This is a genomic window from Eubacteriaceae bacterium Marseille-Q4139, assembly GCA_018223415.1.
In the GTDB taxonomy this organism is placed as follows: domain Bacteria; phylum Bacillota; class Clostridia; order Lachnospirales; family Lachnospiraceae; genus CABSIM01.
The window spans coordinates 3082326-3096234 of record JAGTTQ010000001.1; the positions used below are offsets into that span (position 1 = coordinate 3082326).

The following is a 13909-nucleotide window of genomic DNA, read 5'->3' on the forward strand; positions in this document are numbered from 1 at the left end:
AAAAATGAATAATATGCATCATGCCGGCTTCCGTTGACAAAAGAAGGAAAAGGGCAGATAATATGGAGAGGAGGAACGGAATGATGTACGATTTACTGATACAGCATGCGGAAGTGATCGATGGGACAGGCGCGCCGCGAAGGCGGGAGAACGTGGCCGTAAAGAATGGAACGATTTTCTTTGCCGGAACGGAGGCGGAGGCCCTTAAAACCATAGACGGCCGGGGGATGGTTCTCTGCCCCGGCTTTATCGACGTCCATTCCCACGGCGATCTGGTGGCCGGACATGACTACGCAAGGCTCTGCAAGACTTCCCAGGGGATTACCACGGAGATTGCCGGCCAGTGCGGCAGCAGCTTTTTCCCGGTGACAGAGGAAACAAAGGACATGGTCGCAGCCAACGCGCTGATGCTCGGCGATTTGGAACGGGAGCACATGGGCGAATTTCGGAACATGAGGGAGTTTGCCGCGTTTTTGGGCCGTCAGGAACTGTCAGCCAACATGATGGTTTTCATGGGACATTCGACCCTGCGGATGGCGGTCATGGGAAATTCCGATAGAAAGGCGTCGGAGGCAGAGCTTCGCCGGATGGAAGAGCTTCTCACAGAGGCCATGGAAAACGGCTGCGCCGGTATCAGCACCGGCCTTTTCTATCCGCCGAGTGCTTACGGGGACGTGGATGAGGTGTCCAGGCTGTGTGCCGTCGTGAAGCGGTACGGCGGAATCCACACGACCCACATGCGGAACGAGGGCTCGGGGATTTTGGAATCCATGGACGAGGTGCTGGAAGTTTCCCGGCGCACGGGAGTTTCCTTAAATATTTCCCATCATAAAGTCTGCGGGAAGAAAAACTGGGGGCTTTCCGGACAGACGCTTAAAAAGATAGAAGAAGCCAGAAGCGAGGGGCTCTCCGTCACCGCGGACGTGTACCCCTATACGGCTTCCATGACGAAGCTTGCGGCCTGCATCCCGGCGGAGTATTTCACAAAGGGGACGGAATGGCTCATGTCCGCCTTAAAGGATAAGAAGATACGGAAGGAAATCCGGGAAAAGATGGAGGCCTATGAGGACGGCCGTTACCGCCAGTGCGGCGGCTTTGACAGGATCTTAATCGGCGGCTGCCCGAAACGGCCGGAGGCAGACGGGAAGCGGATTTCGGAGTATGCACGGGAGCTTGGCGCAGACCCATTCGAGGTGTTTTTCGACCTGGTAGAGGAAAACGGGAGCCAGTGCAGCGCCATCTATTTTTCCATGGGTGATGAAGACCTTTTCCGTATCGTTTCGGCGCCGTTTACGATGATCGGCACCGACGGGCTCACCATCAGCATGGACGGCAAGACCCACCCGAGAAGCTGGGGCACGTTCCCGCGGGCCATCCGGCTTTTTGTCCGCGAACAGCGGCTCATGTCCCTGGAGACAATGATCCATAAAATGACGGGGCTTCCGGCGGACACCTACCATCTGGCTTCAAAGGGACGGATCGCCGACGGCATGGACGCGGATCTCGTGCTGTTCGATGAGAAGAATATTTCCGACGAGGCGGACTACGTCTGCTCCAACCGGCTTTCTGCCGGCATCAAAGCCGTGATTGCCGGCGGAAAAATCGTCTGCGAAGAGAACCGGATGACCGGGGAATATCCCGGGATCTTTCTTCCCTTCCGGCCGTAACGACAGAATAATGAAACCTGGAGGCACCAGAGGATGAACTGGAAAATGGAATTTAAGAGGGGATTAAAGGCAGGGCTTCCCATTGGCCTTGGATACGCGCCGGTGGCCTTTACCTTCGGCTTTATCGCCGTCTCCGGCGGGCTTCCCGTCTGGGCGGCATGCTTCATCTCCCTCACGAACCTGACGAGCGCAGGGCAGTTTGCGGGAACGAACCTGATTCTTGCGGGGGCGGGATACATGGAACTTGCGATGACGACCTTTGTCATCAACTTACGATATATGCTGATGTCGCTGTCTCTGGGACAGAAGTTAGAGAGCGGCATCGGCACCTTAAAGCGCATGGGCTTTGGCTTCGGCGTCACCGACGAGACCTTCGTGGTGGCCTCCTTAAAGCTAGGGCGGCTCTCGGCGGCGTATCTTTTCGGGCTCATTGCCATGCCGGTTTTCGGCTGGAATTTCGGGACGGTCATGGGCGCCTGCATTTCGTCCATGCTGCCTGAGGCGCTCCAGAACGCCATGGGCATCGCCCTCTACGGCATGTTTATCGCTTTGATCGTCCCGGCGGCCAGGGACTCCGTCCATGTGCTGTGGATTCTTGTGATTGCCGTGGCAGTCAACTGCCTGCTCCTTTATGTGCCGGCGTTTTCCTTTATATCCTCGGGTTTTCGGATTATTTTGGCGACGGTGATCGGGGCAGGGGCAGGCGCCGTCCTGTTCCCGAAGGCGGAAGAAGAATATGTGACAGGGGAGGAAGGCTGATATGGAGACGAAGCGGATTCTTATCTGCATTTTTATCATGGCACTTGTGACTTATGTGCCGAGGGTGGTGCCGTTAACGGTATTCAGAAAGCAGATCAAATCCCGGTATATCCGGTCGTTTTTGGATTATACGCCATATGCCGTTCTGGGCGCCATGACCTTCCCCGACGTGTTCACGTCCACCGGAAGCCTGGTTTCGGCCCTCGTGGGAACGGCTGTGGCCCTGGTTTTAAGCTATTTCAGGCGAGGCCTTGTGACCGTGGCCTGCGCGGCCATCGCCGCCGTCTATGTGACGGAAGTGTTCTTTCTGTAAAACGGGTGTACGCAGCCGCGCAGGCACCGTTTTTCTTCTGGAAAAGTATAGAATCTCCTGGAAATGAGATACTAATGGTAATTCATTTTCAGGAGGTTTTTTATGTGGGGAATTCTTGTGGCGCTGATTTCCGGCGCTCTCATGAGCATACAGGGAGTCTTTAACACGGAGGTCACAAAACAGAGCAGCATTTGGGCGGCTGCCGGATGGGTACAGCTCTCCGCCTTTGTAACCTGCGTCCTTTTATACTTTTTCACAGGCCGCGGGGAGATCATGGGCATGTTTTCGGTGGACCGGAAATACATGCTGCTTGGCGGCGTCATGGGGGCGTTTATTACCTGGACGGTCATCAAGAGCATGGACGGCCTGGGGCCTGCGAAAGCGACACTTCTCATCGTGGTGACGCAGATCATTGTGGCCTACGGCATCGAGCTTTTCGGCCTTTTCGGCGTGGAGCGGGCCGGTTTTGAGTGGAAAAAGCTCATCGGGGCGCTCATCGCCATTGCAGGCATCGTGATCTTCCGTTACTAGATTCCCATGGTGCCTCCGGATTTTTCTGAAATAAGGGCTTGTGTTTGGGCGGATGTTTGGATAGAATAGAAGTAGGCAAAACAGGGGCATCCGAAGCGGGAGAAAAAACGCTTTGGGAGGTGCCGCATGTTGGATAATTTAAAAAAATATTGGAAAATCGCGGCGGCTGCGGTGTTTATGACCGCGGCCGGTCTTTATTACGGCTTTTTTCGGGGAGCCGGAGACGGGCAGGGGCTTTTTGCGGGAAGCGGGGAGGAAATTCTCCTTTCCGCAGAAGATGGTGATTCGGCGGCAGAAGTTTTAAACGGAGTTTCGGGCGGAAAAGACAGCGTTTCGCCGGCGGACGGCGCGGGAACAGATGGCATGCCGGATGGAGCTTTTAAGGCGCCTGCGGATGAAGAATCGGACGGCAGGACGGCCGGAGTCCAAAGCACGGCGGAATCCGAGGCCCCGCCTGTCATTTACGTCCATGTCTGCGGAGAGGTGGAAAATCCCGGCGTCTATGAGCTTCCGGAGGGGAGCCGCGCCTTTGAGGCGCTGGAGGCGGCCGGCGGGTTCACCGAACAGGCGGCGGCCGACTGTTTGAACCTGGCGGCCGTGGTGAGCGACGGGATGCAGCTTCGGGTTCTGACTCAGGCGGAGGCAGAAGGCCTTTCCATGGAAGAAATCGGCCGTCTTACGGGCCAGGAGGCTTCCGGCTCCAGCAGCAGTTCCGATGGGCCGGCCCCCGTAAACATCAATACAGCCGGAAAAGAAGAGCTGATGACATTAAGCGGCATCGGCGAGTCCCGGGCCGGCGACATTATCCGCTACCGCACGGAAAACGGCGGTTTTAAAAAGATTGAAGAGATTAAAAACGTCCCAGGCATCAAGGATGCCATGTTTCAGAAGATAAAGGACAGTATCACAGTTTGAAGTGGGAGGAAGAGATGGCTAAAGTTTTGGTGGTTGACGATGAAAAACTGATTGTGAAAGGAATCCGGTTCAGCCTGGAGCAGGACGGATATGAGGTGGACTGCGCCTATGACGGCGAGGAAGCCATAGAGATGGCAAAGGCAAAAGAGTATGATGTGGTGCTTTTAGATGTGATGCTTCCAAAGCATGACGGGCTTGAGGTGTGCCAGACCATCCGGGAGTTTTCCGAGATGCCGATCATCATGCTGACGGCCAAGGGCGGCGACATGGATAAGATCCTGGGCCTGGAATACGGCGCCGACGACTATATCACAAAGCCCTTCAACATTTTGGAGGTGAAAGCCAGGATCAAGGCCATCATGCGGCGCAATTCCAAGAAAGCCGGGAGAGGCGCAAAGCAGGAGACCCACACGGTAGTCTGCGGCGATTTGAAGCTTGACCGGGAGGGGCGGCGTGTCTTCATAAAGGAGCGGGAGATCAACCTGACGGCGAAGGAATTCGACCTTTTAGAGCTTTTGGTGACGAACCCCAACAAGGTGTACAGCAGAGAGGCGCTTCTCGGATACGTCTGGGGAAATAAAGCCATGGATACGGGCGATGTGCGAACCGTGGACGTCCATGTGAGGCGTTTAAGAGAGAAGATCGAGCCAAGCCCCAGCGACCCCAAATACGTTCATACAAAATGGGGCGTCGGCTATTATTTCAGAGCATAAGAAAAGGAGAATCCCATGACGGAATTTATCATACGCGGAGTAAAGAGCGAAGACCTGGAAGAAGTGACGGCCGTGGAGGCGGCCTGCTTCCCGGCGGCAGAGGCGGCAGGAAAGAAGGCCCTTGAAAGCCGGATCGGGACGTTTCCGGAGAGCTTTTTTGTGGCTGTCCATGACGGAAAAATCATCGGCTTCATCAACGGATGCGTCACCGACGAACAGACGATCCGTGACGAAATGTTCGAGGACAGCAATTTACATAATCCCAAAGGCGGCTATCAGAGCATTTTCGGGCTGGACGTGATGCCGGAATTCCGAGGACAGGGAATTGCGGCTGCGCTGATGCGGCATTTGATTGCGGACGCCGGAAAGAAGGAGAGAAAAGGACTGATCTTAACCTGCAAGGCTCGTTTGATTCATTATTATGAGTCCTTCGGATACCGGAATCTCGGCGTGTCGAAGTCCGTTCACGGCGGCGCCGTGTGGTACGACATGCTTCTGGAATTTTAGAAAGGGCCGCAGGAAACGATGAAAATTACGGTAATCGCAGTCGGGAAAATTAAGGAAAAGTTCTTTGAGCAGGCCGTGGCCGAATACGGAAAGCGGCTTGGAAGCTACTGCAAGCTGGAAATCGTGCAGGTGGCCGACGAGAAGACGCCGGACAGGCTGGACGGCGCCCTGGCGGAACAGGTAAAGGAAAAGGAAGGCGCCAGGATACTCTCCCATGTGAAGGACGGCGCTTATGTGATTGCTCTGGCGGTGGAGGGAAAGATGATGAGCTCCGAGGAGCTGGCAGACAAAATCGACAGCCTCGGCATCGGCGGCGTAAGCCATATTCAGTTTATTATAGGCGGCTCACTGGGGCTTTCGGAGGCCGTCATGCGGCGGGCCGATTTTTCCTTGAGCTTTTCCAGGATGACGTTTCCCCACCAGCTCATGCGGGTGATTCTTTTGGAGCAGATTTACAGGAGCTACCGGATCAGCCTGGGGATGCCGTATCATAAGTGATGGAAGGGGGAAGCCCGATGTTTTATGGGAAACTTCCGATTTTGCTTCTGGCTGAAGTGTCCAGTCAGTCTATGAATTCAACAAACAGTCAAATTGCAGCGTATCTTCTTGAGCATTTGGATGAAGTGAGAAATACCTCAATTAAAGAGTTGGCAAGGAAGTGTTTTGTATCGCCTAGTTCCATCAGTCGATTCTGTCGTGATATGGGATTAAATGACTTTGCGGAACTAAGGGAGCTGATTGCTGAGACGGATTTGAAATTTGAAGTCGGATCTCAGGCTGAGGACAGCGAGAAGCAGAAAAAAGATTATGTAGATCAGGTTTTGGAAGGAATTTCCAGGGTTGGAAACAGTTTGGATATGGTCCAGGTGGAAAAGCTGGTGAATGATATCCACATGCATAAAAAGGTTTCTGTCTTTGGTTTGCTTAAAGCGGAAACCGTAGCCATGAATCTTCAGACAGATTTGCAGATGCTGGGTAAGCAGGTGAATTCTAAGGTACATTTTTCACAGCAGATTGAATATCTGGAGCAGGCCGATGAAGAGGACTTAATCATCATTTTCAGCTATACGGGGATTTATTTCGACTATGAATATTCGCAGAACAGGATCCATCCGAATATAAAACGGCCTAAAATTTATTTCATAACAGGGAATCCTTATGTAAAAAAGAATGCATTCTTAAATGAGGTGATTCATTTTTCTTCCAGGCAGAACCAGCCGTCCCATCCGTATCAACTTCAAGTGGCGGCAGACATTATTGCTCAGGCTTATGCCCATTATCGTTTGAAACAGTTTCAGGATAAGAAAGAAATATAGAAAAGGCCAGACAAACTGCCATACACATAGCCTCCTTAAATCGGGAAGGTATATGTATGGCAGTTTTTTGTCCCAAAAAGTATGTAAACTTTCGTGCCAATTCCTTGATATTTTCAAAAAATGAAAATGGTTTCAGAAATTGAAAAAATGTCGAAAAGAAAAATAAAAATATGTATAGTAGAAATATCAAAGAAATCCGACGTCGAATTTAGAAAAATGGAGGGGATACTATGGCAAATTTATCTGAAAAAATATTGATGGAAGATTCCATCTTGGATCCGCAGAAACGATGGATTCGCAGCAAAATTGGCGATTCGCCGTTAATTCCAGGAAACAGTGAGAAACCATCTCAGGCAATACTCAGGGAAGATTTGCGCTCTGGATTTAACACTGTCGGGGTTTTTCCCAGTGTTTCCACTACCTTGAAAATACTGGAACAGCTTGAGGAAGCTGGAATCCAGGAGGCAGAGATTGGTTATCCGCATACAAAGGAACATGTGGAATTCTTAAGGGAAGCGAAACGAAACGGCATAAAAATAAAACTGGGAGGCCATATCAATGTGCGAGCCAAGGATTACAGGCACAATATCGATATTGCGGCAGATGAAGGGTTTGACATGGTAAATCTGGTTGGATCCATCAATAGAATCCGAGGAAATTCAGAGCGTGGAAACAGTGAAGATGGAGAAAAGAGGGTCCTTGAGCAAGCCTGTGATGCAATCCAGTATGCAAAATCGAAGGGTATGTTGACATGTGTAGGCGGGGGGACGAATCGCTTGGATCATTTTATGACAGCATACAAAAGTTTTGCAGAAGCAGGAACCGACAGAGTGACTGTATATGATGGAAGAGGATGGTTTACGCCGGATACCATGCAGTTTCTTGTAAAATATGTAAGAGAGATCGTCGGTCCTGATATTAAAGTTTTCGTACATTGTCATAATGACTTCGGCCTGGCTGTTGCCAATACGGTAATGGGGATTAAAGCTGGAGCTGCGGGCGCTGATGTGACAATTAATGGAACAGGACATCGGACTGGCAATGCGCCTTTGGAGCAGGCAGCGGCAGCTCTGAAGGTTCTCTGTAATATAGAGACAGGAATTGACATGAGTAAGCTGTATGGTTTGAGTAAATTAGTGGAAGAACTGTATGGTATTCCGATTCCAAAGAATGCACCAATTACAGGAGAATATGCCTATTCCTATCTAGGTAGAAAAATCCCGTTTTGCCTGCGAGGGGACTGGTTGGTCTTTGAAAACATTGTAGCAGAGGAATTGGGGCAGAAACGTGAAATTATTTGGGGCGGTACAACACCGCCCGGGCGTCATGGAGCAATCCCGGTGAAGATAGAAGCTATGGGGCTCACAGCTACGGATGCACAGAGTGATGAAATTTATGAAAATATGATGGAGATTTGCAGAAAAAAGACATACGCAGATGACCGGGAAATGGAGGAAATTATCCGTAAGGTGCTGAAATAGAACGGAGGGAAAAAATGAAAAAGCAAGGATTTTTGCTGGAATTTCAAAGATATCTGTCCAAAATTCAGGATGAAAAGCTTCGCTTTGCAGTGCAGGCAGTCTGGGAAAATTTATTTAATAAAAGTGAGTGGAACAGTATTTATGATATTCCATCAGGGATTAATTGTACGGCCATCAGTCTTGTAAAGCATACATGTAATGTGACGGAATATGCGGTTAATTTGGCTGAAGTCTATGGAAAAGGATATAAAGAGCTGGATATAGACAGAGATTGTCTGATTGCCGGCTGCCTGCTTCATGACGTGGGTAAAATTTTAGAATATCATCCGGTTGTTGGCGGAGTACAAAAGACGGAAGAAGGACGTCTTTACGCAGATCAGTTTTTTGGAATCAATGAGGCGTTTCGTCAGGAAATTCCTGTGGAGGTCATTCATATGATCATCAGCAATTCGGAAAAAACAGGAAGGATCCCAACAACTCCGGAAGCCTTAATTTTGTATTTCTGTGAGAGAATTGACGAGGATATATGCAGTAAGATGGCAGGCCTCCCACTGCGGGCAAAGGACAAAAACTATTTAATTACCCATACCGAATAGGAGAAAGGAGTACAGGATGGACGGTACTTTCAAAATTGATGAATTTGAAATGCTCCTGGCTCAAATTCATAATGAAAAGCTGAAGGAGGATGTTTTGGAAATTTATCAGGAGATGCTGTCAGAAAGCAGCTTTGAGCATGTGAACGATGTCCCGATGATTCATGCAGATCCGACAAAGAAAAATACATTTCTGATACACCATGAGGCAGTCTGCACGGAAGCTGCATGGAGACTTGCAAAATGTGTTCAGGAGGCATACGGGGTTCGTCTCAATATGGATTTTCTGATAGCAGGAGATCTTCTGCATGATGCAAGTAAGTTTCTGGAATATTGGAAAAAAGATGAAGAAGTGGGCAAAACAAAACTCGGAAAGCTCTTAACCCACAGCATTTATGCAGCTCATAAGGCCTATGAAAAAGGAATGCCAAAAGAAATTGTACACATGATAATGGCGCATACACCAATTTACTCCGTTCCGGCAGCCAATATCGAGGCGTTTTTGGCCTACTACACTGATGTTTTGGATGGGGAACTGAGAAGAAATATAGTAGGTCTTCCGGTAAAAGCGAAAAAAACGGTTATGTAAAGGAGGAACGGTATGAAAATTTGGTATCAGATGGGCGGTACATACCGCTACGAAGACTTTTATAATGAATTTGGACAGCGGGTGGAGGAGCGCTGTCGGCAGGTTGTAAGGCCAGATACAGAGGTTTATGTGATAGGGCTTCCTAAAATGGAGCCTAAACTAGCACAGTACAAATTTATTGAGTATTATCACAAAAACCAGATTCTAAATAATATGTACAGAGCAAAGAAGGAAGGGTTTGACGCGTTTGTCATTGCTTTTCCCATGGATGGAGGTCTGGCAGAGGGAAGAGAAATTTTGGATATACCGGTTGTGGGAATTTTTCAGTCCGCATGTTTAATGGCTGCGATGATGGGATATCGTTTTACTGCCATAACTGGATCAGAATATCTGTGTGAAAGATACCGGCAGATGGCAGAACAGTATGGTTTTGGAAGCAGATATCTTTCAAACAATTATTGGTTTCCGGCTCCGCGGGAGGAAGCCTACCACTCATATGACAAAACAGAGGCATTTAAGGAAAAGTTTATTCCTGCGGCACGCCGGGCTATTGCAGATGGCGCATCAGTACTGCTTCCGTTTTCAAACGGTGTTCTCTCTATGGCGTACGCCTCAGGCCTGACGAAGACTGGTGTAGATGGGGTGCCTGTTCTGGATGCAGTCAGCATTGCTTTAAAGCAAGCAGAGATGCTGGTGGATTTAAAGCCATTCGGGATTCATGCTTCCAGAAAGCTTCAAGTTTACGGTCATCCAGACGACGAAATACTGAAACGGACGCTGGAAACTTATGGGAGTCATTTTTACATTGACAGAGAAGGTTAAAGCATTGCAGAAAGATGCGGGAAATGAAAGGAAGTGTATGTATGGAGATAGGATATTCGGTTATTTGCTTTGGTGTATATCTTGTGGTTGTGGTTCTGTGCATGCTGGCATTGAAAAAATCTATCATCACGAGTCTTTTAGCTGGATGGATCGTCCTTTTATTTATGTCAGGAAGAAATTTTGCAGTATATGCAGTGGATTCCGTTAAGTACAGTTTCACCCAGGAAAATGAATTCGCATTGATTATGTTTGGCTTAATGGGGTTTTTAATGGAACGTACTGGGATGGTAGGCAGAATTGTAAATATTCTGAATTCGATCTTTGGCCGTCTGCGGGGAGGTGCGGGATATGTCAATGTGCTTGGTTCTGCGGCCTATGGGGTCTGTGCTGGCTCTGTTATGGGAGGTTGTGCGACCATAGGGGCAGTAACTATTCCCTGGATGAATGAAACCGGTTTCAGCAGAGAGGATTCCAGTATTATTGCGACAGGAAATGCCGGACTTACCTCGGTGATTCCGCCAAGTTCCAGCTTTGCAATAATTTTATCCTGGCCAATTTTTGTATCCATGGGGCTGGCTTCAGGAAAGATGTATCTGGCAGGCCTGATATGCGGGTTTTATCTGGTAATTCTGAGGTTGGTTCAGTCGGCTTATATTGTCCGTCGTGCAGGAATTCCAAAACCATCAAAAGAATCAATTCCGGCCTTGGGGCCAACTTTCCGAAAAAATTGGACCGGCCTTACAATGTTTCTCGGGACAATTATCCCGGTTATGGTGACAACCGGAGCATTCAATACCTGGTTGAAAGCGCAGGAGACTTGGGGTTCTGCCGGAAACGGTGCTGTTTCTTTGATGACTTGGCTTCCTATGATGATCTGTGTAGTAATTATAATCGAAGGCTGGGCATATTTGCCGCACAGCATATCTGGATGGGCAGAGCTTTTAGGAAGTTCCATCGGCCGCTTTAAAGAACTCGGAAGTACGCTGCTTCTTGGATATTTTGCGGCGAGAGTGCTTTCCAAAATGGGACTTGCCGAGGAGATGGGGACATTGTTTGCGTCCATGAATGTCAATAAACTCCTTTTGATCTTTGTGATTCTTGCCATTATTTTTCTGGCCGCTGGTCCGTTAAGCCCGACCGTTATTATGAACTCCATTGGACCGATTGCTTTTTCCGGTCTCATCGCAGCGGGTGTGAATCCATATGCGGCAGGCGCTTCTATTTTAGGACTTGCCACTATGGGAAGCTGTATTCCGCCGTCTACACCTGCTCTTTATGTAGCAGGGGGTATCGCCGGATTAGAGGATGTGAAATCGTGCTTTAAAGATTTAATTTTTCTTTATGCGGTACCAAGCTTTATTTTAGTCTATTTTTACTGTGTTGGGATTATTCCAGGGTTTGTGGCTGCATAACGGCTGAGGAAGGAAAGGAGAACATCATGAAGAAACAAATTTATGATTTTTTACAGAAAATCTTTACAGTTACAATTGCAGTTACGTTCATTTTAGGCTTTATCTTGCTGGCAGTACAGCTGTTTGCACTTCTTACACTGAACGGAGCTATGGCAGCGGCTGTTTACGATATTTTGATTGATCCTATGTGCATTTTCGCAGCATTTACTGCAATCTGTGGTGCACTTCGTCCCTACCTCAAAGAGAAGGACAAAGGTAAGAGCTAAAGAAATGGAGAAGGAAAAAATGACAAAAAAAGTAATGGTGATTCTTGCGGATGGATGCGAAGAAAGCGAGGCGGCCACCATCATAGATGTAATGCGAAGAGCCGGATTTCGGTGTGATGGAGTCAGCATATGTGGCGAGATTGTCAGATGTCAGCATGGTATGAGACTTCTTGCAGATCAGGTGCTGACAGATTCTTTAAAAGAATATGAGACATATGACGCCGTAATACTTCCAGGTGGATGGAGTGGAACGGACAATATGAAGGCAGATGAGAGGCTGCTAAAACTACTTCAGTTTTATGCTGATGCTTCAGATCGATATCTTGCGGCGATGTGTGCAGCTCCTAGTGTATTAGCTTTTGCAGGCGTGACGAGGGGAAAAACATTGACTTCGTATCCTGATCCTAAATTGGAATCATTGTTTACAGATGCCAATTATGTGACAGACACAGTGGTAGTGGATGAAAAAGGACGACTGATTACTAGCCGCGGTCCTGGTACGGTTCTTCCATTTTCATTCGCCGTTGTTGATGCTTTAGGAGGGGACAGCAAAACAATTAAAGAAAGGTTTCTATACAGTGAGCTTAAAAATTGTATAGAATAGAGACGAAGGACTGAAACACTTTCATTATTATCCATAAATCTTATTGCCGGAGAGGCTTTAACATGTCGATCAACTCCATCATGCCGGCGATGATTTTGGGCTATGTTCTGATCCAGTTCTTAAAGCTTTCGGGGCTTATGGATGTAATCAGCGTTGTTTTCCAGCCGTTTATGGGCGTTTTCGGGCTTCCGGGAGCGGCTGTGGCAGTCCTGGTGGCGGCCTTTTTTGCAAAAGCCTCCGGCTGTTCCATGGCGGCACTCATGTACGCCGAGGGTACCCTGACACTTGGGCACTGCGCGATTCTGATGCCGGCCTGCATGCTGATGGGAACGCTGATCGGCGGCTATGCTAGGATCATCCTGGTGGCAGGCGCAAACAAAAAATATCACGGGATCCTGTTCCTTCTACCGCTCATCGACGCGGCTGCGGCGATGCTCATCATGCGGTTTGTGGTGGCGACGGCCGGAATTTGATGAAAGGATGTCCGGTGCCAGTCCTTTTAAGCTCTCTGTCGGATGCGGCAGAGGGCTTAATTTCTGTTCAGATGAGTTTACTTTCCCTGATGCATGGGATATAATGATAATGGGGATAAAGAAAACTTGAAATCTAAAGAATAGAAAGGAGAACTCATATGAATTTGGCGAAAATCTCTGCGAATGGTCAAATCACTGTACCAGTGGAAATAAGACGTCAGCTCGGTTTAAAATCCGGTGATAAAATTCTGTTCCTTCAAAAACAGAACGGCGAAATCGTTGTCAGCAATGCTTCTGCTGCGGCGATCCGCAAAGCACAGGTTGCTTTTGCAGGTGCCGCTGAGACGATGGGAATTTCCAGCGAGGAGGATATTCAGGCGCTGGTAGATGAGGTTCGTTACGGAAAGGAACGGTAAAATGCGGATACTGATTGATACGAACATTTTATTTTCTGCATTGGTATTTCCGCATTCAAAACCGGCAAAGACTTTGCTTTACGTTGCAGATAATCATGAAATTGTCTTGTGTGACCGTAATATTACGGAGTTGCGGGATATCCTGGGCCGGAAAGCACCGGAATATCTGCCGGATGCGGAAGTGCTTCTGGCGGAAATGTCCTATGAATTGATTCCTGCGGTCGACCATGCGGAAAAGCTGATACGCGATGCAAAAGACCAACCAATTTTGAATGCGGCTATCGTATCGGATGTTGACATCATCCTCACCGGCGACAAAGACTTCCTTAGTCTGGACATAGAGCACCCAAAGTGCATGACTGTCGCACAATTTCTTGAAAAAGAGGGCGCAGAAGTATGACCTTTGCAGCCTTTCTGACGCGATGCAAAAGCCAGGAAGTTTAGTGAAGGTTTACGGCCTGCCGAGACGATGGGCTATATATAGGAAACAGGGCTGCTGTGCCAGGAAATGAAAATCCTGGTGCGGCAGCTT

At 48.7% G+C, this 13909-nt stretch carries 19 protein-coding genes; all 19 read left to right on the forward strand.

The features are described 5' to 3' along the window. Positions 1-80 precede the first annotated feature (80 nt). The 19 genes from KE531_14640 to KE531_14730 all read left to right on the forward strand — a co-directional run bounded on the left by KE531_14640 (position 81) and on the right by KE531_14730 (position 13777). Entirely contained in the window at positions 81-1667 is a 1587-nt protein-coding gene (locus tag KE531_14640; protein MBR9954825.1) for a D-aminoacylase, read from the forward strand. A 33-nt stretch (positions 1668-1700) separates the two neighbouring features. Next, positions 1701-2426 (forward strand): AzlC family ABC transporter permease, encoded by a 726-nt coding sequence (locus KE531_14645; GenBank protein MBR9954826.1) that lies wholly within the window; start codon positions 1701-1703, stop codon positions 2424-2426. 1 nt (position 2427) lies between these two features. Then, a complete protein-coding gene (locus KE531_14650) occupies positions 2428-2739 on the forward strand; it encodes an AzlD domain-containing protein (GenBank protein MBR9954827.1) in 312 nt (103 codons plus the stop codon). A gap of 102 nt (positions 2740-2841) precedes the next feature. Next, a complete protein-coding gene (locus tag KE531_14655) occupies positions 2842-3270 on the forward strand; it encodes a DMT family transporter (protein MBR9954828.1) in 429 nt (142 codons plus the stop codon). Positions 3271-3396: 126 nt separating this feature from the next. After that, positions 3397-4185, forward strand: coding sequence for a helix-hairpin-helix domain-containing protein (locus KE531_14660; protein MBR9954829.1), 789 nt, complete (start codon positions 3397-3399; stop codon positions 4183-4185). 14 nt (positions 4186-4199) lie between these two features. Continuing rightward, a complete protein-coding gene (locus tag KE531_14665; protein ID MBR9954830.1) occupies positions 4200-4898 on the forward strand; it encodes a response regulator transcription factor in 699 nt (232 codons plus the stop codon). 15 nt (positions 4899-4913) lie between these two features. After that, positions 4914-5405: a GNAT family N-acetyltransferase gene (locus KE531_14670; GenBank protein ID MBR9954831.1), complete on the forward strand. Its 492-nt coding sequence runs from the start codon at positions 4914-4916 to the stop codon at positions 5403-5405. An 18-nt stretch (positions 5406-5423) separates the two neighbouring features. Beyond that, complete coding sequence (rlmH, locus tag KE531_14675; GenBank protein ID MBR9954832.1) at positions 5424-5903, forward strand: 23S rRNA (pseudouridine(1915)-N(3))-methyltransferase RlmH; 480 nt, start codon at positions 5424-5426, stop codon at positions 5901-5903. A 17-nt stretch (positions 5904-5920) separates the two neighbouring features. Then, entirely contained in the window at positions 5921-6721 is an 801-nt protein-coding gene (locus KE531_14680) for a MurR/RpiR family transcriptional regulator (protein ID MBR9954833.1), read from the forward strand. A 230-nt stretch (positions 6722-6951) separates the two neighbouring features. After that, positions 6952-8202, forward strand: coding sequence for a hypothetical protein (locus KE531_14685; protein ID MBR9954834.1), 1251 nt, complete (start codon positions 6952-6954; stop codon positions 8200-8202). A 14-nt stretch (positions 8203-8216) separates the two neighbouring features. Beyond that, positions 8217-8798 (forward strand): HD domain-containing protein, encoded by a 582-nt coding sequence (locus tag KE531_14690; protein ID MBR9954835.1) that lies wholly within the window; start codon positions 8217-8219, stop codon positions 8796-8798. A gap of 16 nt (positions 8799-8814) precedes the next feature. Further along, positions 8815-9384: a hypothetical protein gene (locus KE531_14695; protein ID MBR9954836.1), complete on the forward strand. Its 570-nt coding sequence runs from the start codon at positions 8815-8817 to the stop codon at positions 9382-9384. A gap of 12 nt (positions 9385-9396) precedes the next feature. Beyond that, on the forward strand, positions 9397-10206 hold the full coding sequence (locus tag KE531_14700) for a hypothetical protein (protein MBR9954837.1): 810 nt from the start codon (positions 9397-9399) through the stop codon (positions 10204-10206). A gap of 41 nt (positions 10207-10247) precedes the next feature. Then, positions 10248-11618 (forward strand): TRAP transporter large permease subunit, encoded by a 1371-nt coding sequence (locus KE531_14705; protein MBR9954838.1) that lies wholly within the window; start codon positions 10248-10250, stop codon positions 11616-11618. 26 nt (positions 11619-11644) lie between these two features. Then, positions 11645-11884 carry a hypothetical protein gene (locus KE531_14710; protein ID MBR9954839.1) on the forward strand — a complete coding sequence of 80 codons (240 nt, stop codon included), beginning with the start codon at positions 11645-11647 and terminating at the stop codon, positions 11882-11884. 4 nt (positions 11885-11888) lie between these two features. Next, positions 11889-12488: a DJ-1/PfpI family protein gene (locus tag KE531_14715; GenBank protein MBR9954840.1), complete on the forward strand. Its 600-nt coding sequence runs from the start codon at positions 11889-11891 to the stop codon at positions 12486-12488. A 62-nt stretch (positions 12489-12550) separates the two neighbouring features. Further along, a complete protein-coding gene (locus tag KE531_14720) occupies positions 12551-12961 on the forward strand; it encodes a nucleoside recognition protein (GenBank protein MBR9954841.1) in 411 nt (136 codons plus the stop codon). A gap of 158 nt (positions 12962-13119) precedes the next feature. Continuing rightward, positions 13120-13377, forward strand: coding sequence for an AbrB/MazE/SpoVT family DNA-binding domain-containing protein (locus tag KE531_14725; GenBank protein ID MBR9954842.1), 258 nt, complete (start codon positions 13120-13122; stop codon positions 13375-13377). 1 nt (position 13378) lies between these two features. Then, on the forward strand, positions 13379-13777 hold the full coding sequence (locus tag KE531_14730) for a putative toxin-antitoxin system toxin component, PIN family (GenBank protein ID MBR9954843.1): 399 nt from the start codon (positions 13379-13381) through the stop codon (positions 13775-13777). Positions 13778-13909: the final 132 nt, after the last annotated feature.